This window comes from Bacillus sp. YP1, from assembly GCF_000877815.1.
In the GTDB taxonomy this organism is placed as follows: domain Bacteria; phylum Bacillota; class Bacilli; order Bacillales; family Bacillaceae; genus Bacillus; species Bacillus subtilis.
The window spans coordinates 1,538,958-1,564,733 of sequence record NZ_CP010014.1 but is presented as its reverse complement, the minus strand read 5'-3'; the positions used below and the strand labels follow the sequence as shown (position 1 = coordinate 1,564,733).

2 protein-coding genes (1 of these 2 cut by a window edge) are annotated in these 25,776 nt (G+C 46.6%); both read right to left on the bottom strand.

Translation table 11 applies throughout. The features are described from left to right. A protein-coding gene (gene pksL, locus QF06_RS07640; RefSeq protein WP_080015524.1) for a polyketide synthase PksL crosses the window boundary here: on the bottom strand, positions 1-10,661 show its 5' portion. The gene continues 2,956 nt to the left of window position 1, outside the view; 10,661 of the gene's 13,617 nt are visible here — the first part of the coding sequence; it begins with the start codon at positions 10,659-10,661; its stop codon lies beyond the left edge, outside the window. Continuing rightward, a complete protein-coding gene (gene pksJ / locus QF06_RS07635; RefSeq protein ID WP_043940121.1) occupies positions 10,645-25,776 on the bottom strand; it encodes a polyketide synthase PksJ in 15,132 nt (5,043 codons plus the stop codon). The genes pksL and pksJ overlap by 17 nt, the downstream gene beginning before the upstream one ends.

Sequence of the window (25,776 nt, the reverse complement as noted above, 5' to 3'; positions counted from 1 at the left end):
ATCAGATCGATTGCTCCAGCAACGTGTTCATAGTCAGCAGCAGATACCCGATCCAGCTCTTGGCTGTCAAATATACGGTATGTCGAGAAATACGCCGAAAGCTCTTCCGCTAATGCCATTGTCTCCTCATTTGCCAAAATGGCGACGGTTTGATTCGTCATTTCTGCCGGTTCAATCGGACAAGGCTGCCACTGTTTACGCAGAAAGCAGCGCTTTGGCATCAGTTCGAATTGAGGCATTGCTGTAGCAATGGTTTCGGGTTCGCCTTCTTGAGTTGGCAGCCAGTAATACTCTTCCGCGAACGGATAAGCAGGCAGGCTGATTCGGCGAGGCGTGTATTCCCCATAAAGCTTGTTCCAATCTATCTGCAGCCCTTTCACCCATAGCTCTGCTACTTTCTCCAGCCTTTTTTTCTCTATCCATGTTTGCAGCAATGCTTTGGCATCATGATCCGTTTCAAACAGCTTGATTTCGCTCTTCTTCGTTTTCACGTGAGCAGCAAATATGCTGCCGTTCGGCATTTCAGCCAAATAATCATCTAAAGCTTTGATCAGCATTTCTCTCGAATCCGCCAAAAACGCCATGCGATAATCCATTGCTTCCCGGCCCGTCTGAAGTGTGTATGCCATATCCTCCAGATCGATATCTTCATTGGAAGTTACGAAATCTTTCATTGCTTCCGCATAGGCCTTCAATTGCTTCTCTTTTTTCGCTGAGAGTACAAATAATGCTGAGCGGTGCTGCTTTGTTAATCGATCGTTCCTCTTTTCAGGCTGATATTCCTCTATCACAATATGGGCATTCGTTCCGCTATATCCGAAGGAGCTCACACATGCTCTCCGCGGTTTTCCATCAGCCGTTTCCCAAGGCTTAAGCTCCGTATTTACGTATAAAGGAGAATGCTCAAATTCAAAATGCTCATTCGGTGTCGTGAAGTTCAATGTCGGCACAAGTGTTTTATGATTCATGCACAATAACACTTTTTGAACCCCGGCTACTCCTGCCGCCGCGGATGTATGGCCAATATTGCTTTTGACGGAACCGATTGCGCAAAACTGCTTTTTGTCTGTTTTTTCTTGAAATACGGTGGACAGAGCTTCTAATTCAATTGGATCGCCTTGTTTTGTTCCTGTGCCGTGCATCTCGACATAACTGATACTCTCAGGATGTATGCCGTATGTTTCATATATGTCTCTTTCCAGATCCATTTGGCTTTTCGCACTCGGTGCCGTGATTCCGTTTGTTTTCCCGTCCTGATTAATACCCGAGCCAATGATGATGCCATAAATATGGTCACGGTCCGCTTCCGCATCTTTCAGCCTTTTCAATACCAGCGCACCCGCACCCTCGCCGGGCACAAAACCATTCGCGCCATTGTCAAATGCTTTACATTGTCCATCAGGTGAAAGCATGCCGGCCTCACACATACTCATGTAAGATTCCGGCGTCAGGTATAAGCTGACCCCGCCGACCAGCGCCATATCAATTTCTTTGTTTATAAGTGCCTGGCGCGCTAAATGAGTGCCGACCAATGAAGATGAACATGCGGTATCAATAGGAATCGCTGGCCCTTTTAAATTTAGAAAATACGGAATACGCGCCGCTGCGATCGCAAAGCTGTTTCCGGTGGCATTTGCTCTTGACTGCCGATTCAGCATGACCCCGTATTCATTGCTCATAATGCCGAGATATACACCGCATTTTTTCTCATTTAAAGTTCGGGCGTTGTACCCAGCGTCCTCAAAGGCTTTATAGCCTTCCTGCAAAAAGATTCGATGCTGCGGGTCCATCAGTTCAGCTTCTGACGGCGGAATATTAAAAAACAACGGATCAAAATGTTCAATATCATCAAGCATCCCCATTGATTTGCAATAGACTTTCCCTTTTTTGTTGAGGACAGGATCATAGTATTTGTCAACATCCCACCGTGATGTTGGAATGTCCCGAATGGCATTTCTCGCATGAACCAGGTTATCCCAGTACTCTCTTACATTACGAGCGCCCGGGTATCTTCCCGACATCCCGACAATCGCTATCGCATCCTCCGGGCGGTCTTGAAGAACAGGAACCGTTTTCTTCTCATGTTCTTTCTTTATTGGATGTTGAACAGGCTGTAGTGGCCGTTCTGCCGGCTTTGGATGAGATGATGCTGCTGGCTTTTGCTGGGCTGCTTCGAAAGAGTCAGTATGCTCTATCTTTCTATCAAGATGAGTTCCAAGCTCGGACTTTAGCATTTCGGCAAAATCACGTATCGTTGGATAATCATATACTCTGGTTACCGTAAAAGACGTTCCGTATTGCTTGTTCACCGCTTTTATCCATTCGAGTCCGGTAATCGAGTCCATTCCGATATCTATGAACGCTTCGTCAATATCCACCTCGTATGGCTCCATGTATAACACGTCTGCTATGCTTTCCCTCAAGTTTTCATGCAGCGTTTCAATTGCTACAGTATATTGTCTTGATGCAGATATTTCTGCCGCTGCATATTGAATCGTTTCTTCAGCTTCCTCTTGCACTGGCTGATGATGTTCTAACGGCTGCAGAGATATATTAGCCGGTTTAGCAGCAGGTACCACTGTTTTTTGTCTGATCGGCGTGTACGTCTCCGTTTGTTTTTTCTCCCCAGCTTGTGTGCTTAACTCGTGTGCTAAGTAAACAGCGAAATCACGTGTTGTCGGATAATCATATACCTTTGTGACATTTAGTGATGTGCCATACTGTTTATTTATTGCTTTTATCCATTCGAGCCCGGTAATCGAGTCCATACCGATATCTATGAATGCTTCGTCTGGATCAATCTCGTTTTGGTCCATGTACAGCACTTCCGCTAAGCCCGCTGTCAGTTCATCGCACAAGGCTTCCGCCGTGATCGTCTCTGTTTCTGTATCTGATGGAACACGCTCTAAACGATCCTGATTGGTCATTAAAGGCTGTAACGTAATATTGGCAGGCTTGCCACTGGCTTCTCTGTCTACAGACGGCTTCGGAATAACGGGCTGTACTGGAGCGAATGGCTCCTCCGTTCTTTTTTCCTCAGCCTTTGCATTTACGTCTATCCAATAGCGATCTCTTGCGAAAGGATAGGCAGGTAAACTGATGCGCCGCGGTTTTTGATCCTGATATAGCGTGCTCCAGTCGATTCGCAAACCTCTTACCCACAGGTCTAAAACCTTCGCATATTTTCCTTTTTGCAGCCATGCCTCAATTGTTTTTGACATATCCTCATCAGCAGCAAAAGCAGCAATGGCTTCTTTGTTGCTCTTTACTTGTCCGCGATAGACATATTCACGATTTTCTGTTCCGGAGATACATTCATACAGCTTTTCTTCAAGCTCTTGCATCGTTTCCGCAACGAACGCCAGCCGTTCTTTCATCGCTTCCCGGCCGACTTGCAGCGTATAGGCAATTCGGTGTAAATCTGCTTCAACATATGTTTGTTCACGAATGGCATGCAGCAATCGCTCCGCGCGTTTCTGAAGTCTTTCCTCATTTTTTGCTGAGAGCACAATGACAGCCGGCTGTTTCCTCGCTGGTAAACGTTCCTCCACAGGTTCCGGAGCATACTCTTCTATTAAAATATGGGCGTTCACACCCCCGGCACCAAATGAAGAGACTCCTGCGATTCTCGGTAATTCGATGTCTTTGCCATTGACACTGATGATCGGCCTCTTCCACTCTTCTAGCTCTTGCTGTACTTTAAACGGCGAGTTAAGGAAATCAATATTCGGGTTCAGCACGTTTGAATGCAGGGAAGGCGCAAGCTGCCTGTATTTCATTTGGAGCAATACCTTCGTTACTCCTGCAATACCTGCCGCACTCTCACAGTGCCCGATATTTGATTTGGCTGACCCTATTGCACAAAATTGTTTGTCATCGGTTTCTTGCGTAAACACTTTGGACAGCCCTGTGATTTCAATAGGATCACCGAGAGAGGTTCCCGTGCCGTGGGCTTCGATGTAACTGACTGTCCGCGGATCAACCTTCGCTTCCACAAACGCCTTTTTGATGACATCTGCTTGGGCATTCGGATTGGGCACTGAGTACCCGTTTGTTTTTCCCCCGTGGTTGATGGCTGTCCCCTTAATGATTCCATAAATGTGATCACCATCTTCAACTGCTTTAGACAATGGCTTCAAAAGCACTGCTCCAACGCCTTCCCCCGGCACATAGCCGTCTCCGCCCTGTCCGAAGCTTTCACATCGGCCTTTGCTGGACATAAATTTGTTCTGCCCGAGCATCAAATATTTATTTGGATGGATTGACACATTCACGCCGCCCGCGAATGCCGCCTCACATTCTCCGCGCTGCAGGCTTTGGCAGGCCAAGTGGATAGCCGTTAAAGAAGAAGAACACATGGTGTCTAAAGCAATACTCGGTCCGTGAAAATCAAAATAATAAGATACCCGGTTCGCGATGGATGATGGATTTCCCGTTAAAGCCAGAGACCTTCCCCGCACCTGCTCTTGTGCCCCGTACAGCTGATATTCTTCGTACATGACACCGACGTAAACACCGACGCTTCCGCCAAGCTCAGCATCACGCTTACGGCCGAGGTGCTCTCTTGTATAGCCTGCGTCTTCCATCGTTTCATACACGCACTGCAAAAATAAACGCTCTTGCGGGTCCATTAATTTTGCCTCACGCGGCGAAATATGGAAAAACTGCGGGTCAAACTTGTCTACATCCTTCATGAAGCCGCCCCACTTGCTGTAGGTTTTTCCAGGCTTGTCTTTATCTTCGTCATAATAAAGACTGTGATCCCAGCGGTCTGCAGGAATTTCCGTAATACAGTCTCGCCCGTCCCTCAGTTTTTCCCATAATTCATCAATGTTGTCTGCCTGCGGATAGCGACCTGAGATACCGATGATCGCAATTTCTTCCGTTTCCTTCTCTCTTACCTGCTTCTGCTCTTTATCTTGCAAAGGAAGAAATCCAGACTTTCTTGGGATAACTGGGATTTCTTGTTTTTCAGGTTCTGATTTTCTTTCAACAGAAGGTTTTCCCGTTTCAAATCCCAAGATGTCCAGCAGTTTTTCTCTGCGGGAATCAATAAAATACCGGGTTAATGACCGAATATCCTGGTATTCAAAGAACAGCGTCTTGGACAAAGATCCGAATACTTTTTCTAATTGACCCGTTACATGCATGATCATGATAGAATCGATCCCGTAATCCTCGAGAGGAGCTTCAGCATCAATCTGGCCAGCTGGCAGCTTAATCACCGAAGAAAGCACCTGTTTAAAATAGTTCTCCGCTTTTTCTCTTAGTATCTCTTCATCAATTTCCCCGATCATGTCTGCTTTTTCTGCCTCCTGATTGAGACTGCTTTTTTTGATATTGTGAGATTGGCCTTTGCCATGTCCCGTTTCATGTAAAAATGCACGAATCCGATCAGTAACACCGGAAGCAACTAACACTTGCGGGTTCCCTGACGTCCAGCCATGATATAGCGCCTGAATCCCACGATCTGTTTCCATGGCCACCATGCCTGTTTCTCTTTTCAGCATCCTTGCAGTTTCCGCATCAATTTGCATGCCCCCGTCTTTCCACAGCGGCCAGCACACTGAAAGAGTTTTTCCGTAACGCTTGTGCAGCTCTGCTTGGCCATTGCGATATTCGCTGAATGCATTCATAAATGCATTGGCCATTGCGTAATCAGCCTGTCCCGCGCTTCCTACTGCTCCGGCACCTGAGGAAAAAAGGATAAAGAAATCGAGCGGAATATCTTTCGTTGCTTCGTCAAGGTGAATCAGTCCTGCTACCTTTGGAGCAAGAACGGTTTGAACCTCTTCTTTCTTTTTCTTTATAATGAAATTATCTTTTATTAAACCGGCGCTGTGAATGATGCCATCTAAGTCTCCATAAACGTTTTGGGTTTCTTTTAATAAGGCATCAACCGTTTGTTTGTCAGCCAGATCAGCTTGTCTGTAAATCGCTTGGATGCCAAGTTTCTGTAAGGCTTTAAGCTTCTTCTTCTTCCTTTCATCAAGCGGAGAGCGTCCTGTCAGGATCACAACCGCATCATTCGTTTGGTTTGCAATTTCAGTTGCAAAGATGAATCCAAGACCGCCCGCACCGCCTGTGATCAGATACACGCCTTTATCCTTCCATGGCATGTCAGCACTTAGGTGCTCACCAGACACTTCTTTCCACTTGCTTACAAATCGCTTCCCTTGCCAGTGGCGGATATGCGTGTCACGCGGATAGCGTCTGTTTTCCTCCAATATTTCGAATAGGTCACCAGCTGACATCCCGGTTTCTATTTCGATCAACTGTCCTGTCAGTTTTGGATTTTCCAGTTCAGCCGTTTTGAGCAATCCAGTTAAGCCGCTTAATAGCTGAGGCTCGTCCAACGCAGGCACCGCCACTTGAATGAATGTATGTCCTCCTGTTTTTGAGTGCATTAGCTGTTTGATTTCTTCAAATAACTGTATGGCATAACCTTCAAACCGTTCATCAATTGTCTCTGTATCATGCTGCAGAACTGTACAGTCAAGATGATTTTGGAGGCTTTCCATTTGTTCTCCAACATCACAGACAACGACTTTATGTGTGTCGTACTCTATGAGCTCTTGCCTCTCTGCAGCACGTTCTTCCCAAATATGTTCGAACAGTAGCGTGTCAGTCGCTTCAGAAGGACCTTCTTGATCTGTTTCTAACACTCTTGCAGAATAGCCCGTCAATCGCACGCAAACCTGCCCCTCTTCATTGCATAAATCGATATCAAGCTTCTGCATACGATCCCCAGCTGTACTGCCCTCGCTATATGTGATCCGCGCCCACATAGATGCCTCGCAGCCTTTGAAGATTTGGACATCCTGTATGGCAAAAGGCAGCATTGCCTTTCTGTCTTCTAAACTCGCAGCTCCTCCCAGCCTCAAACCGATAGATGCTTGAAATGCCGAATCTATCATGCTCGGATGCAGAATATAATGGTCTTCTGTATTAGAGATTACAGGAGGCATCGTCAATTTCACTAGAACTCCGTTTTCGCCGGCATATAGGCTGTCGATCGCTCTGTGGCTGTCACCATAATGAATACCCATTTCTGTATAAGCCTCGTAGCAATCAAAAGGTGACAGCGTCCGGCCATTATAGCTTGCCTTCAGTTCTTCAATGTTGATAACCGGATTTTCACCAGCCTCACAAAGCACTGCACTCCCTTGCCCATATACAATCGGCGACTCCTCTGCGCTTTCAGGGTCCCGGCAGATTTCAAATGTAATCTCACCATTCTCCTCAGGATATAGACGTACATCTATATCTTTCTGCTGTTCTGTGACGGCGAACGGCCGGACCCAGACGATATTCCGGAGCCGGAATCCTGTCGGGAACTGATCCGCAGCTGCCCTTTCCACAGCTGCCCGAACCATCTCCAATAAAGCTGCGCCAGGTAAAACGTGTTCGCCCTTTATGACATGATCCTTCAAGAAAAATTCACGTCCTGTAAACGCTGAACGGAAGCGGACACCCGATATGTCGGACACATTTTGATGCAGAAGAGGATGCAGGATGTGTCGCTCCTCCTTTAAACGATCAGTCTTTTTCTCCGCTTTCGGCACCCAATAACGCACCCTCTCAAATGGGTAAGTCGGCAGGCTGATCCGCTTTGGTTTGTTTCCGTCGTAAAGCAGCTTCCAGTCAACCCCAGATCCGTTCGCCCACTGCTCCGCAATTTGATCGAGTTTTCTTTGCTCCAGCAATTTATGTACCGATTCGGCGGGACGCGATGGTTCGCTTCCTCTTGACACGCGGCCCTTCCAGCAATGCTGAATGGTTTTTCGTCCTTCTATAAAAGCCTTCAATTGGTCGCTTAATTCTTGAATTCCGGATGCTAAGAAAGTAACCCGTTCTTCCATCGGTTCACGGCCTACCTGCAATGTATACGCCAAATCTCTAATCTGAATCCCATCATGAAGAAAATCCAAGAGACGTTTTGCATATACACGGAGACGTTCTTGATTACGGGCAGAAAGCGGAATAACTGCGGATATGTCAGAATCTGAGGACAAAGAAACGTCCTGCTCCGCTGCTTGAGGAATATGTTCCTCAAGGATAATATGTGCGTTTGAACCTGTTGCGCCAAAAGAACTGATCCCCGCCCGTCGCGGATAAGGGACGTCTTCCCCATTCTCCTTGATAACAGGCTGCTTCCACGTTTCTGTTTCATGCTGTACATAAAATGGAGACTTTTCAAAATCAACGTACGGATTCAGTTCTTCCGAATGCAAAGAAGGCACAAGTTTTTGATGGTGAAGCTGAAGAGCAACCTTGCTTAAACCGCTGATCCCCGCGGCGGATTCGGCGTGCCCAATGTTTGACTTTACAGAACCGATTGAACAGAACTGCCGATCCTGCGTATATTGGCGGAACGCTTTCACTAATCCCTGTATTTCGATCGGATCTCCTAAGGACGTGCCGGTTCCATGGGCTTCCACATAACTGATCGTCCGCGGATCGATTCCCGTTTTCTCCAAGCATGTCTCAATCAGATCAGCTTGGGAAACAGGGCTCGGCACTGAAATGCCGCTTACAGTGCCCACATGATTCACAGCACTTCCTTTAATAACTGCATAAATGCGATCTCCGTCTTCCTCTGCCTGGCGCAAAGGCTTTAATAAAACCGCGCCTATACCCTCTGCAGGCACATAACCGTCTCCATCCTTTCCAAACGTACGGCAGTGTCCGTCAGTGGAAAACATATCCCAGACCCCGTATGTCATATATTTATTCGGGTGCAAAGACAGGTTCACTCCGCCTGCTAACGCAACATCGCACTCACCGTGACGTATGCTTTCCAACGCCAAGTGCACTGCGGTCAAAGAGGATGAACATACCGTATCGACAGCCATACTCGGACCGTGGAAATTACAAAAGTAAGAAACACGGTTGGCGATTTGCGCATAGTTGAGCGAAAGAGGAAACACATTTTCTGCTGATGCTTCTTCAGCTCCGACTAATGTATAATCCTTGTGCATGACGCCTGCAAAAACTCCTACATGCTGCCTTTTATTTCGTCCTTTAGGCTTGGCCAACGTCTTTGGCGTATAGCCCGCATCTTCAATCGTTTCCCAGCATGTTTCTAAAAACAGCCGCTCTTGAGGGTCCATTGTCTCCGCTTCTCTTGGCGTGATTCTGAAAAATTGGGGATCGAAGCAGTCGGGATCATCAATAAATCCTCCCCATTTGGAAATGTCCTTACCCGAAGGAGATGTGATTCCTTCAAGTCGCTGCCAATCCCAGCGCGACTCAGGAATCTCACTAACGCAGTCCTTACCCTCTTTCAGATTGTTCCAAAATTCATGAATATTGGCTGCCTTCGGATACCTGCCCGCCAAGCCGATAATCGCAATATCGCCTGCTGCCTCAATAGGTGCAGGACGAGAGCCTTCAACAGTCTTATGGTCGTTTATGCTGTCGGAAACGCGTGCTCTTTCATTCTGGCCAAGAGAACCAGCGGCACTAAAATGCTCAGCATATTCCTCGGCAAGAAACGCTGACAGTTCCGCTATGGTGGTATGCTCAAACAGAAGAGTCGGCGAAAGGCTCTCACCGATCTTATCACTGATCGTTTCTACCACCTCAAGCAAGCCCGATGAATTCAGTCCCATTTGGTAATAACCGACCTGTTTTTCAACTTGTTCTACCGGCTTATTGATTTTCTCTGCGATTAATTGGCTTACGAACTGTTCAGCCTCACTATAGGAATTAACGGGAGAAGATACCATGTCAGCAGGTTTATCACGCTCAGCAGTGTCCGCTCTTGTCATCTGTGTCTCCTGTGCATCTTGATGTTTTCCGCTAATCAGCTCCGCTTCTCGCACCAATTTGCTTGTAAAGTTTTTCAACTCAGCCACTTTTTCTCCCGACGCATTAAAAAATTCAAGTGTTACATAAATCAGCTCTTTTTCCCGCCGGACGGAGGAGCGCTTAATTCTTGTCATGCAATCCGTTTGCAAAAGTGCAGAAGCGGAAAAGGATTCATAGAACAGAGGCAAATACAGCCTCTGTTCTCCTTTAAGCAAAGATGTGAGCAAATGATTGGCACCCACCCCGCTCCCGTCTATGAGAGTCGGGTGAAACATAAAGCCTTCTGCGTGAAGCATGGCCTCCGAACCGAGAGAAAGCTCAAGAAGGACGCCGTCTTCCTCTTCATAGATGCAGCCTTTTGCTTTCATATATTCGCTGTGCACCAATTCCTGACGTCTGCATTGTTCATATACATCATCAAGCTGAACAACGTTCTGTGCAGATGCTTTGATTTGACTGAGATCCAGTGTTTCTTCAAATATGGCTGGGGAGTCTGCGTGCATGTCAGCCTTCATATAGAGCTTTTCTTCTGAAGCTTCTTTCCCATCACGTTTTTCAATTCCCTTGGCTGTGATTTGCCACTGTCCTTCTTTTTTCTCCGCGCATTGGATATTCAAAACAATTACTGCATCCTGTTCCGCCGTCAATGGCTGATAGATGGATAAATTCCGCAGCTGAAGCTCTGAGCAGGAGAAACCGTGTTCTCTGAATATCTGGTAGATTATATCGATATAAGCCAATCCCGGCAGGACATTTTGTCCGTAAACCACATGGTGATAAATAAACGGATTTTTTAACGATAATGTGAGTTGTTTCGTTATCTTTTTCACGTTAGACCTCCACCTCATAAGTATCCCATATGTTTGCCGCAGTCATTTTTGAAGTCTCCGCTTCCAGCTTTGGCTCGCCTGGCGAAAGCATTCGTTTCTTTAATTGAGGAGGCGATATTGGACTGCGCTTGATGGCGTGTTTTTCATCTTTTTCCCACGCCTCTACGATGACATGGGCATTCGTCCCCCCATCGGCAAAGCAGTTAATAGCCGCAGTAGGCTGCGAATCTGTCCATTTTTCCAGGGCTCGGCTGAACGTGATGTTCGCTTTCTGTTGATCGAAATGCGCCATCTCTTTTTCACCTGATAAAAATGGGACAAAGCGGCGCTCTTTCAGCATCAGCACAACCTTAATGAAGCTGGCGATCCCTTCAGCACATAGCGGATGCCCGATGTTCGGCTTGATTGAGCCAAGAGAAAGAGGCGATGAGTGCCCAGAACGGTACACTGATTGGATCGCTTTTAGCTCAAGGAGATCGGTTACGATTGAACCTGACCCGTTTGCCTCAAGGTAGCTGATGTCCTCTGGTTTTTTTCCGCTTTTGAAAAGCGCATCTTTCATGACTTCCTTTTGTGCCTCAAGATTAGGTGTTGCAGGTCCCGCCGTTCTTCCGTCGTTATTGACCGAGGCCGCTTTGACGACAGCATATATGATATCTCCGTCTTCCAGTGCCTGTTTTACGGTTTTTAGCATGACCATTCCGACGCCTTCACCTAACACAACTCCGTCAGCACGCTCATCAAACACATGGAAGGATGAATGCTTGCTTAAAATGCCGCGCCGGTCAAACAGCCTGTGAGAGGCATCTGAGCTCAGCAAGCTGACACCGCCGACTATGGCGGATTGAATATCTCCGCCACGCAGCGCCTGAATGGCCATATTCATGCCGACCAAAGCTGACGAGCATGCAGTGTCAACTACAACACTTGGACCGCGGACATCAAAAAATTGTGAAAGATTAGCGGCTAAATAATTTTGGCCGACTGTCACGATCGGATTCTTGGCATGATCAAGGCTGTCTTCATCAGGTTTGTGCTGGCTTCTGCCTCCGATATAAACACCGACGGGCTTGCCCTTTATTTCCTCAGGTGTATAACCGGCGTGATACAAGAGCTTCAGACACTCTTCCAACACGAGCAGTGCTTGCGGATCCATCGCCCTTACGTCTTCTTCGTGAAGCAAAAAGAAATCAGGATCAAAATAGCTGACGCCATCAATCACGCCGGCATAATATGGCGTCTTACAGCCCCAACGCTCTGCCGGAATCGGGCCGATTGACGAACGCCCCTCGGATAGTAACGACCAATATGACTCCAATGTCTCTGCCCCAGGGAATCGGCAAGAGAGTCCGACAACGGCAATACCTTCTGCATGAGAGTCCGGTGACAAAATCGCTGGCGCCTGAATCTGAGGTGTAAGAGCTCGATCCTTCCCAGGAACAGATGCCTCCGCCTCTATTTTGTTCTCCAAAGGTGCTGATGCATCCGATATCCTGCCTCCGAATAAAGCGGACAGCCTTTCGGAATAAGAACCGATCAGCCAATCTGCGAACCTTTGAATTGTCGGGTATTCATATAGAATCGATGGATCGAGCGCTGCCTCTAATTTGCGGTTTATACGCTGGAGCACCTGTGCCAAAATGATCGAATCCACGCCATAATCCTGAAACAACCCGTCAATCTCGAAGTCTTCACGATCTATTCTCAGCTCTTCGGTAAACAGATCAATAAGCCAGGACTGTGTTTCAGATAATAATCCATCACATTTGGAAACTTCATCGGCCTCTTCAATGTCTCTGGCTGGCGGGCTCTGTAAAGCAGCTTCCTGCAAACCGCCCTCATGCGGTTTCCTCCTCTTCATCAGCAGTTCCGGCTCCCAGTTTGTTTGATTCGCCATTGCAGGGAGAACAACCGGTCCGAACTTTTTCGATACAATTTGATCTAGAAAACGTAAGCCTTCTGAATTCGTAATGCTCAACAAGCCGCTGTCCCGATACGCTTGATTTGTCACTTCACCCATACCGGTTTCTTTCCAGTTCGGCCACTGAACACTGATGATCGGCGCATGTTTCTGATGTGCTTCTGCAAAATAATCCATATAGCTATTGGCCATCGCATAGTCAGCTTGTCCCGCCGAAAGCTCCGGAATAATGGCTGAAACAGAAGAAAATAAGACAAAAAACTGTAAAGGCTCGTTACACACATGGCGATATAACGTTGTAAGACCTGACACCTTAGGTTCCAGCACCCGCTGGATATCATCCGAAGTTTTTCGGATAAATGCCAGCGTATCCATATCCGTCAGACCTGCACAATGAATGACACCGCCAATCGGTCCTAATGTTCGCTTGATATGTTGCAGCGTTTGCTCAACCTGAGCATCATCAGATAACGTCAGCGACAGCATCTCCACCTGTACACCCTTCGCTTCCAGCTCCCGCACTGCCTGGATTTTCTCTGCCAATGATGTGTTTGATGTCTTAAAACGAGCCCACTCCTCTCGCGGAGGAAGCTGTTCTCGTCCGGTCAGCACCAGTTTTTTCACTCCATAGCACTCTGCAAAATGACGGGCGCATAATAGTCCGATGCCTCGTGTGCCGCCTGTAATGAGAAGTACATGATCTTTCGGGAAGACCGCGCTCTGTTCCGTGGCCTTACCTGTTTCCGGATGAGCTTTTAGAAAAGCTTGATACCGTAAACCATCCCTGTAGCAAACCTCCGCATCATAAGAATCGGAATAAAACTCATCAGCGATCAACTTCGCGAGACGGCGATGATCAGTAACCTCCTCAGCATCCATATGCCTTGATATAAGATGGCTGTACTCGCATTGGAGCATTCGATACAACCCAGCCCGTGAGGCGCCAGCCATCCGGACAGATGTGTTTTGAAACGATTCGAGCCCCTTCGTCACACAAAGCAGCCTGAGCCCCTCTTTATGCCCGAATTCAACCAGTCTTTGCACCCATTCAATCCAATCCAGCCGGCCCTCATCATCCCAACCGCATCCGATGACATCCACTAGGCCGTCAAACTCTTTCCAATCAATGTCTGACTGATCATTTTCTATCCGGCTCACATCTATTAAGAGATGATTCGGAAAATACGAAGACACTTCTGCTGCTAAATCTGCTGTCTCTTGACAGCACAGGATGGCAACAGTTCTTGTCCCCGGCACTGCTGATCCAATTGGACTCAAACTCCATTGTTTCGTCAAAAAGCATGCGGCGCGATCTTCAATCGCATTAACCAGTTCTTTTTTGTCTCTTTCTGAATGTTCCTTTGCCGGCACCCAATAGTGATCCTTCGCAAACGGATATGAAGGGAGGCTGATCAGGCGCGGTTTGGTCTCTCCGTATAATGTGTTCCACTGGATTGAGACCCCTTTGACCCATAAATCAGCAAGTTTGGCGTATTTTCTTTTTCTGATCCAAGCATCAAGTGCCAACGCCATATCTTCATCTGCTGTAAAAATAGTCTGGGTCTCTTTATTTCGATGAGACTGTCCCCGGAAAAATTCGTCTGTTTCTTCCTTACCGTCAACAAACGCCTGCAGTTTCTCTTCAAGCTCCTGCATTGTCCCCGCAACACACGCCAGACGCTCATCCATTTCTTCGCGCCCGACCTGCAGGGTGTAAGCGATGCGGTGCAAATCCTGATCAGTATATTTTTTATTGCGAATCACCTCAAGCAATTGCGAAGCACGATCTATCAGCCTGCTTTTATTTTTAGCCGACAGCACAATTACGTTTGGCTGTTCTGTAGCCGTGTGTTCTGAATTGGCTTTTGGCATATATTCTTCAATCACAATATGCGCGTTTACTCCGCCAATCCCAAACGAACTGATTCCGGCACGGCGCGGAAGCTCGTTTCCGTCACGATCTGTGACAGACTTCCATTCCTGTTTTTCCTGAACGATGTAAAACGGACTGTCAGTCAGCTGAAGATAAGGATTAAGCGTCTCGCAATGCAGGCTTTTCACTAACGTTTTATGCTTCATTTGCAAAAGCACCTTGATCAAACCGGAAATACCGGCTGCTAGCTCTAAATGACCGATATTGCTTTTAACTGAGCCGATGCCGCAACGGTGATCCGGAACATCCGGCTGGCTCTCGCCTCTCATATTGGATAGTTCCTTAAACGCGGCTTTCAGCCCATTTATTTCAATCGGATCGCCCAATTCCGTCCCTGTTCCATGTGCTTCGATATATGTGACAGTGCTTGGATCTATGTCTGCTTGGCGATATGCACGCACCAACAAATCAGCTTGTGCTTTCGGATTAGGCGATGTCAGGGTATTGGCTCTTCCGCCGTGATTTTCCGCCGTGCCCCGAATAACGCCGTAAATATGATTTCCGTCGCGCTCGGCATCTTCCAGCTTTTTCAACATGACCATTCCGACCCCTTCGCCTCTGACATAGCCATTCGCATCGGCGGAGAAGGTTTTACACCTGCCGTCTGTGCTGAGCATCCCCGCCTTGCTGTAGCTAATATGCGCCTCCTCGGTTAAGATCGTATTCACGCCTCCAGCGATCGCCATCTCACAATCACCGTTTTGCATCGCAGTCACAGCACGGTGAATGGCTACAAGAGAACTGGAACAAGCCGTCTCTACTGGCTCGCTCGGACCATGAATATTTAAAAAATAACTCATTCTATTCGGGCCTACCGAAGGAATCATATGACCTGTAGCAGCATGGCCTTCAATTGGAAGATTCGCTCTATGGAATAGATCTTTATAACCGGTGTTTCCCGTACCGATAAAGATACCGGTCCCTGTACCCGAAAGGCTTTGCGGCGAGCAACCCGCATCTTCCAATGCCTTCCACACGTATGTCATTAACAAGCGCTGCTGAGGGTCTACATAATCAGCTTCTCGCGGCGAAATACCAAAAAACAACGGATCAAACTCTGCGACACCATCAATAAACCCACCCCATTTGATGTCGTTTTTATTGCCGTCAGTGTCTGGGTTTCCATAATGCTCCCGCCAATCCCATCGATCTTTTGGAACTTCTGTGATGCTGTCTTTTCCTTCTTCTAGGTTTTTCCAAAATTCGTCTATATCCATAGCGCCAGGGAACCGGCCGCTGATGCCGACAATTGCAACCGGCTCAAAATCGGCAGCCTGCTTTTTGTTTCTTTCTGCTTTTGCAATAATAGGCTGTGTAAAGCGGCGCTTTCTACGTGATGTGATTTTCGGCGCTTCAGAAGATTTTGTCTGTAACTCTTCCTGCCCCTCTGGTTTTTCTCGCTCCTGAACCAGGGTGTCACCATGTTCAACGGTCAAATACTCAGCCAGGCTGTGGAGGCTTCCATATTCAAAGAAAATGGTCGGCGTTAGCTCCAACTGAAATTCTTCGTTGATCTTGTTTGTAAAGACCGTAAATGTAACTGAATCAAATCCGTATTCACTCAGCTCTGTATTGACATCAATATCTTCACTATTTACTTTTAAAATTGCACTGACCATGTTGCTTAATGATGCCTCCAGGCTGCTTAAACTGTGCACTAAGTTTGTTCTTTCATCTTTGCCTTTAGCAGTAGCATCTTGATTCCATTCGCCCTGATACGCAGCAACTACATATTCAGCCAGGCTTTGGACGCTGCCATATTCAAAGAATATGGTCGGTGTTAGCTCCAATTGAAATTTTTCGTTGATCTTGTTTGTAAAGACAGTGAATGTAACTGAGTCGAATCCGTACTCACTCAGCTCTGTGTTGACATCGATATCGTCAGTGTTTACTTTCAAAATTGCGCCAACCATTTGGATTAAGGCTGCTTCCAATTTTCTAGTTTGTCCTTGATCCTGATCCGCCTTTCTCTGATCGTTCCGCTTGGCTTTCGATCCTGCGGAAAGCAGTTTTTGCTTCATTTTCTGAAGCTGTCCTTCCATCACAAAAACTTGCGGCTTATCAGATACTATCCCTTGATAAAATGCTTTCAAGCCACTATCTGTCGGCATCGGGACCATTCCCGTCGTTTTCAGCATTCTCTTTTCATCTTCAGCGCCGACTTGCATACCGCCTTCTTCCCATAACGGCCAATTGAAGGAAATGGTGGAGCCGAATCTCTTTTTTGATGCCGCAAGAGAACGGCGGTATTCAGCAAATGCATCCATAAACGAATTGGCTGCCGCATAATCGGCTTGTCCAGCGTTTCCTAAACATCCCGAAACAGAAGAGAAGAAAATGAAAAAGTCCAATGGGAAATCCTTGCTGCATTCGTCTACATGTAACAACCCGCTCACTTTTGGCTGCAACACTTCTTGAAACTCTTCATTCGTTTTATGAATGATGAAGCGATCTTTACTGCTGCCTGCACCGTGAATAATTCCATTGAGAGTGCCATATCTTTCTTTGATTTCCTCCAAAAGATGACGAACCGCATGCTGATCACTTACATCAGCCTCTCGATAGACAACCTCCGCTCCGATGCTTCGAAGAGCCTCCAGCTCGTTTTCCTTATCCTCACTTAAAACAGATCGTCCCGTCAGCACAATAGTAGACCGGCCAGTTCGATTGGCAATTTCCTTTGCAAACAGAAGGCCTAAGCTTCCTGCTCCGCCTGTGATTAGATAAACACCCTCGTCTCTCCACGGCATGTGAAGCGTATCAGCTGAAGGAAGCACCATTTCCCTCCAGCCTTTCACAAAACGGTATCCAGCCTCATATCGAATCTGTTTGTCAAATGGTCTCCGGCTGTCGTCTTTCAGCTTGAGGTGAAGGTCTATCATCTCTTCAGGTTTCTCAATTTCGATGACCTGAGCAGTCAGTTTGCTGAACTCTATTTCTGCTGTTTTAAACAGACCGGAAACGCCGGCAAACAATTGCTTCTCTTTTTCCAGCGGAACAATCGCTTGAATGATGATACGGCCTGCAGAAAGCTTACGGACCTTGCTTTGCAGGAGTTCAAAAATGTTCTGCATGTAACATTGATAACGTTCAGCAATATGTCCTACAGCTTCGTTTAGAGTAATCACACGGGCATCTTTCATGTGGGAGGCAATGCTGTCTGTGACACTTCGTTCAGTTTCGAAGAGAACAATGATATGCTCCGTGTACGAAAGATCTTCGTCCTCTCGTTCTTCATTCTGTTTTTCCCACACCGGTTCAAGCATTAAGCGTTCGTGCCGTGTTGAAGGCTTTGAAGTATGAACCTCCCCTTCTAATACTCTCGTTGAAAATCCTTTGATCCTGACACATACGGTTCCACTCTCGTCAATGACATCGATATCCGCTTTCTGAACAACCCCTCCGGAGTGATCGCTGTCACTTAAGCGGGCATAAGCCCACATAGAAGAAGAACACCCTTTGATCACTTCAAGCTCCTCAAGCGCAAATGGCAAAATCAGCTTTTGATCCGTCAATTCCTGCATGATGCATATTGTTGCTGTCTGCAAGGCGGAATCCATGATACTTGGGTGCAGCACAAACTGTTCATTCGTTCCAGAAACGATTTCTGGAAGCTGCAGCTGCGCCAAAACCTCTCTGTTTCCTATATTCACATTCTTAATTCCTTGAAAGGCCGGACCATGGAACATTCCTCTGCTTCTGCCTTCTTCGTAAAATTGATCAGGCGACATCTTTCCTTTGCCGCAACGGCGTGACATTTCAGTGAGATCTGCGACTGGCGTTTCGGCGGCAGATGCCAGCTCCGCACTGCCTTGACTATGAATAACAGGGTCGTCCCCGTCTTCCTGTGTACTGTAAATGTCAAAGGTGATTTTTCCATCTTCTTCAGGAAAGAGACTGATATCCACTTGAGCTGAATGTCTGTCAACCACAACAGGCTGAACCCAGACTGTATGATTCAATCTGATTCTGACATCTTGGCCAATTTCACTTCCTGCCGCCTGGTTTATAGCCGCGTACGCCATTTCAAGGTACGCAACACCAGGAAGCACAGGCTTTCCTCTTACCACATGGTCTCTCAGGAAAAATTCGTCACCAGTGAAAACCGAACTGAATTTCTGTTCAGAAAAATCAGATGTATTCTGATGAAGCAATGGATGAATAGAGCCGATCCCTGTCTGATTTCCGGATATCTGCGCCACCGGTTTGCGGTCATCCTGCGACGGCCAGTATCGTTCCTTTGCAAATGGATAAGTCGGCAGACTCATTCTGTTTGGGCGCTCTCCCTTGTAAAGCTGCATCCAATCTATATGCGCTCCCTTGCTCCACATTTCTGCAAGCTTGTTTACTTTTCCTTTGGCCATCCACTTACGTATGAGTTCAGCGCTGTCCTCATCCTCCGTCAGCCATGAAACCTCTCTGGCATTGTGCTTACTTCCTTGAAAACAGCCTTCAATCGCTGTATTTCCATTGATAAAATCTGTGAGCCTCTGTTTTAACTCATTTACATGATCGGCAATAAAGACAACGCGATGCTCCATCGCTTCGCGCCCCACCTGAAGGGTATACGCAAAATCAGGCAGCTGGCTGTTCTCAAACCCTCTTCTTTCTAAATAGGCCAGAATGTCTTCTGCATACTCTTGCAGCCTCTCTTTATTTTTCGCCGAGATCGGGACGATGCAGGTTCCGTCTATCTTTCCCTTATCTGAATCCCTTTTGAATTGTTCAAAAATGGCATGGGTATTTGTCCCGCCAAGCCCGAACGAGCTAAGTGCAGCCCTGTGCGTTTTGATCTCACGGCTTAACGTTTTCTTTTGATCGACGACGTAAAAAGGAGAGCTGGCTAAGTCTGTATTTGGATTCGGCTCCTTATAATTGACACTCGGTGCAAGCTCTTGATGATAAAGACTCATCACAACCTTAATGCAGCCCGCAAGACCGGCGGCTGTATCTAAATGTCCGATATTGGTTTTCACCGACCCAATGCCGCAAAATTGCGTTTTATTTGTATATTGCCTGTAAACGTTTGTTAAAGCCGCCAGCTCGATCGGGTCCCCCAGCTTCGTTCCGGTCCCGTGTGCTTCTACATAGCAGATGGATTCAGGCTGTACCTTCGTTTGATTCATGACCTGTTGGACCACGTCAGCCTGGCCTTTAACGCTTGGAGCATAAAAGCCGACTTTGTCAGCGCCGTCGTTATTTACACCAATGCCTCTCAGCAAGGCATAGATATGATCCCCGTCCTTTACTGCATCAGCTGCTTTTTTCAGCAATACAACAGCAACGCCCTCACCGCCTATCATTCCGTCAGCTGAAGCGTCAAAAGCTTTAATATGTCCATCACTCGAAAAGTTCAGCCCAGGCTGATGCACATATCCGATATTTGACTCGGTATGCAGCGTTGCACCGCCAACTAAAGCATAATCAGATTCACCCGACAGGAGGCTCTTATAGGCAGAATGCAATCCAATCAGAGAGGATGAGCAGTTGGCATGGACAAAATAGCTTGGCCCTCTCAGCCCGAGCTTATGAGAAATCATTGTCGGAATCGTCCCGCTCTGTGCAAGCACCCACGAAACATAGCCGTCCGGCGTCTCCAGGCTCTCTGTTGTATCTGACGGCAGCAGCGCGCGATAAGAATTATTGCTTGCCGACATAAAAACACTGGTTTGCGGAATCTGCCTCGCAGCATAACCGGCATCTTCTATTGCTTTCCATGAATGAGTCAGCAGCATCCGAAGCTGAGGGTCCATAAATTCAGCGTCTTTAGGAGAGATTTGAAAGAAGCTTGGATCAAATCTGTCTTTCCCATCAATTGAAGCTTTAGCAGGGACATAGTCGGCATTCTCCGCTATCTCCTTTGAAATGCCAAAGCGCTGAAGCTCTTCTTTATTGAAAAACGCAATGCTTTCCTTGCCGTCTCTGAGGTTCTCCCAAAATTCATCATGATTTTTTGCCCCTGGAAATTCACACGATATGCCAATAATCGCCACACTATCGTCATAATAGTCCGGGAGATCACTCATCTCGGTAGACTGATCTTCTATATGAGCTGCCGGGTCTGTCGGCATATGGTCACTTGCATCGCCCATTCGCTGTTCAGTGATGTACTGGCTGATATTTTTAATCGTTGAATACTCAAACAGGTCTGTGACAGAAAACTCACAGGATAGTTCATGTTTGATACGATCAGCCACAGTGACCGCGAGAAGCGAATCCCCGCCCACATCGAAAAATCCGTCATCCCATTCAATGTCACTCGTTTTCAGCACTTCCTGCCAAATGGTAAAAACAGTATCCTGAATGTTCTTAGGAGAGGTCTGCCTTTGCTTTAGCTGCTCCCCTGATAAATCGATATTCTTAAGGCTGTTTCTATCTATCTTTCCGTTCGGAGTTAACGGCATATGATCAAGCTGAATAAAATAAGAAGGCACCATATAGGCAGGCAAAGCGTTTTTCACAAAATGACGCAGCTCTCTCGCTGTGAGAGAAGCATTTGCATGTTTAGCTGTATAATAGGCAGCTAGGTTATCCATATCTGCGACCACAACGCATTCCAGAATGCCGGGATGCTCACTAAGCCTGCTTTCAATATCACCAAGTTCAATACGGAATCCGCGGATTTTTACTTGATTATCGATGCGGCCTATATATTCAATTCGCCCTCCCGTAAGCCAACGGGCCATGTCTCCCGTTCTATAAAGCTTAGACCCAGGCTCAAAAGGGTTGTCAATGAATCTCGAATCCGTTAATTCTTCCTTTTTGTAGTAGCCCTTCGCCACACCGTCTCCTGCAATGCACAGCTCACCCGGAACACCTGCCGGCACTGGCGCGAGCTGAGAATCCGTAATATAGATTTGTGTATTGGCGATTGGCCTTCCTATCGTGGCATGAGAGCATTCAACGTTAATGCGCTGAACCGCTGACCAGATAGTTGTTTCGGTTGGCCCGAACATATTCCAGGCTTCGCTGCCCGTATCTAAGAAATATCGTTTTAATGTCTCAGGCAATGCTTCGCCACCGCATAAAATTTTCACGCTCTCTTCATTTTCCCAGCCTGAATAAAAGAGCATCTTCCACGTAGCGGGGGTTGCCTGCATCACTGTCGGTTTGATCGCGCGGATGTCCCGTTTCAGTTTTTCAACGTCTTTTGTATGCTCCGTTTGACAAATATAGCAGTGTGCGCCCTTTATTAAAGGCAAAAATAATTCCAGAGCTGCAATATCAAAACAGTAGGTTGTGACAGCAAGCATTTTATCCTCTGCCGTAAGACCTGGTGTTTCCCCCATCGAAACGAGAAAGTTTGTCAAAGCTTTATGTGGTATCATGACACCTTTTGGCTTTCCTGTGCTGCCGGATGTATAAATGACATATGCCAAGTTCTCTGGCGTGACAGTGCGTGTAAGCACTTTTCGATCAGAGGCTGTTTGAGCAATTTCATCCCAATCTTGATCTAAAAGGGCTGTTGTGACACCGTTCCAACTCAACGTATTTACTAATTCCGATGTCGTCAGTGTAATGAAAACTTCACTGTCCTCAAGCATGTATTCTAATCGTTCAGCCGGATAGGACGGGTCTAGCGGCACATACGCTCCCCCAGCCTTGAGGATCGCTAATAAACCCACTAGCATGTCCAGCGATCGATCCACATAGATCCCCGCCAGACGGTCAGGACCCACTCCATGCGCCTGCAAATAAATGGCCAGCTGTGTGCTTTTCTCATCAAGCTCCCGATACGTCAATGTTTGACCTTCATAGCTGACAGCCGCTCTATCAGGCGTCTTTTTCGCCTGCTGCTCAAACAACTCATGAAAAGTTATATATGGATACGTTTTTCCTGTGGCGTTCCATGTTTTGAGAATCATCTGCTTCTCTGCCTCAGGTAATAAAGAATACTCTTTTAAAGGCTGAGAAGGATTCAACATCGCCTGCTCTGTTACATAAACAAAATGGTCGAACATGGCGGATATAGAAGCCGCATCAAACAGCCCAGTATTGTACTTGATGTTCAGCTCCATTTTTTCTTCTGTTTCCCACAGTTCAAATACTAATTCGTATTCGCCCTCTTGGTGAATATACTCAACGAAATCGACAGAAAAGAAGTCAGCATAGCGGCTCAGCAAGCTTTGATAGCTTCCGGATTGAAGAAAATTCTGATAGAAAAAAGCGGTTTGAAATACCGGTGAACCTGCTTGACTGCGAGGAATATTCAGATCCCTCACCATTTTTGGAAAAGGATATGCTGCATGATCAAGCCCATCCAATATCGTTAATTGCAATTTTGATATAAAGCTAGAAAAAGTGTCTGCCGGGTTCAGCTCACTCCGAATCGGGAGCATATTGAGAAAATGTCCAATGGCATCATCAAATCTTTCTTCCGGCCTCACCATGGCCGGCATGCCGACGATCTGTTCTTTTTGGCCTGTGTAACGGCCAAGCAGCATCATATAGCAGCTTAAGAATACCGTCGTGACATTTACAGAATGCTCTTTCGCAAACGTTCTGACCTGATTCATGAAGCCGCTGGACAACCGCCTGGTGTATGTATCCTCTCTAAACTGAGAATCGACTGAACTTGCGCTGACATTAGGCAGCTGAAGATTCGGCAAAGTTCCCGATAGCTGTTTCTGCCAATATGTACGGTGCTTCACACCGTCTTTGCCGGCAAGCATGTTTTTCTCCCATGCCGCAAAATCATGATAAATGGCAGGAGAAACAGCTTTTTCCGGCTGCTGTCCTTTTAAAAGAAGCTGATAGGTATCAAACAGACTGCGTATAAATGTGACAGACGAAACTCCGTCAAAAATCAAATGGTGAATGACAACTAATAAAAAATGCTCTTGTTCAGATCTGGAAAAGCTCATGACACGCACTAACGGGCTGTTTTCCTTTACATACGGTTCCTTTACTTTCTTTCTAAGAAAAGCAGGAATATCAGACTCTTTCAAACTTGAGATATTTTCTGTCTTGATTTCAATTGAAAGTGCTGGCTCATTTTTAAGAAATGGCACTCCGTCTTTCTCTTGGATGACGTGCTTTAAGATTGGGTGCTGATTCAATACAAGGCCGAAAGCCTGCTGGAATGTTTCATGGTGAAGCCCTGACGAAAATTTAAAACAGAGAGGTACGTGATATGCACTTTTTTCGGGTGACATTTTTTGCAATGTCCATAATCCTTTTTGAACCTCAGAGAGAGGCTGAAAAGTTGCCTGACTCCTTTCCGGTTCGGTTTTATATGTGTCCGTGCCCTTTTTGTCAGCAGACAAGCTGCTGAGGTCTTCATGTTCTGATAGATAGCTGGCTAAGCGTTCAATTGTAGGATATTGATGTATCTCTCTAGCTGTTAGTTTGATATGATAGTTTTTCTCGATCGATCGAATGAGCTTCATCATCTTGATAGAATTCACACCAAGACTTTGGATATTTGCATTTGGCTCCACCCAATCGTGGGAAACGTGCAGCTCCTCAGTCAAACAGGTGAGCAGATGCTTCTGTATTTCTTCCCTTACTCTTTTCACCTGGTCTGCTTGCTGTATCCCCTCATCCTGGACTGCATCGTTCATCCGATTGGGTTTATGTAGCAAGTGGTCGAACTCTCCATTTTCAAATGAAGTTTTTAGCTGGGTGCGCTGGATCTTTCCGATAGCCGTTTTTGGAATCTCTTCTTTTTGTACAGGCAGCAAATATTCCGGGGTGACTCCGATCACCTGTGAGACATGGGATTGTATGTTTCTAAGAAGCTGAGACATCTGCTCATCATTTAATTTTGCGGAAGTAACAAAGAAGATAGCCAGCTGATCTGTTGAATTCTGGCCCAGACGGACAGCGCAAGCAGCAGTATAAGAAGTTTCAATTTCAGGTAATTCTTCAACTGCAGACTCAATTGCATGACTGTAATAATTAATGCCGTTAATGATAATTGCATCTTTCGTACGGCCTGTTATGGTTAAGCGCCCGTTTCGCAAAAAGCCAAGATCTCCGGTTTCAAACCAGCCGTCTTCTGTAAACACACTCTCATTCAAATCAGGCCGCTGGTAATAACCGCTAGTAACAGAAAGACCCGAGACTTGAAAACGGCCGATCTCACCCTCTTCAACCAATTCATTATGGTCATTCACAATTCTCATAGAGAAGCCGGGGATTGGAGAGCCTATTTCAACAAAATGATCATCATCACTTGTTCCAGCCCGGGTAAATTCATGAGAAAAAATAACGCCCGATGAAGTTTCGGACATTCCCCAGGCAGGTCGGATGGCGTCAGCAGGCAGTCCATGTGGTTCTAAAAGCTCAAGTATTCTACGCCCTACCTTGGCTACCATTGCTTCACCGCCATTGAGCATGTATCGCATTGAAGACAGATCCCATTTCTTATCTTTTATTTCTTCTGCAAAATCAGTAACCAGACCAAACGCAAAATTCGGCGCCCACGTAACAGAAGCTCGGTAATGATCAATCCAATCCAGCCATTTCAACGGCTCCATTAAGATCGTTTCGCTTGAGACGTTAATTTCCTGACAGCCAAGATAAACATCCCGCAAATGCAGCATTCCGATCCCTCCGACATGGTCAAACGGCATCCAGTTAAACGTAATATCCTCTCTGGTGAAGCCTTGCATTTGAATAATCCCTTTCACCATGCTCATAATGTTACGATGATTAAGCATAACTGCTTTGGGCGTTCCCGTACTGCCTGAAGTCAGCAATAAAAGCGCTAAGTCTTCAGGACTGGATTGATGCCAATCTGTGTCCGCTTCAGCGCTGAGCAGATCCTCTACAATAATTGCCCTGAACCCTTCAAGCCCTTGTTCTTTTGCCCAATCGAGCATTTCCTGGTGCATCCCCCGGTCCGTAATCACCGCTGGCTTGTCAAGAAGCGTCCATGCGTCTTTCAGCTTTTGAGTGCCGCTGCTCGATTCAGCATACGTTGGCGGAACGGCTAATGGAGCCGGAACACCCCCTGTTAACACACACCCCCAGAACGCAGGGAGAAGCTGTGAATTGTCACCAAGCTGCAAAATCACGCTTTGTTTTGCTTTCAGGCCTGATTGGCGAAGCCCCTTTGCAATACGCAGTCCATCATCCCATAATCGTCTGTATGATTGGTAAACCTCAGTTCCATCCGGCTGCAAATAAATGATTCCCTTTGTATCCCCAAACTCCGCCGCCGTTCTGTATAAAACTTCAGGTATTGTTGCCGGCTGCTTTTCAGATATATGTAAAGGCTCACCATGACTGACAGAAGGATTAGCTAATATGCGGATATTATCATTATTTCTCAT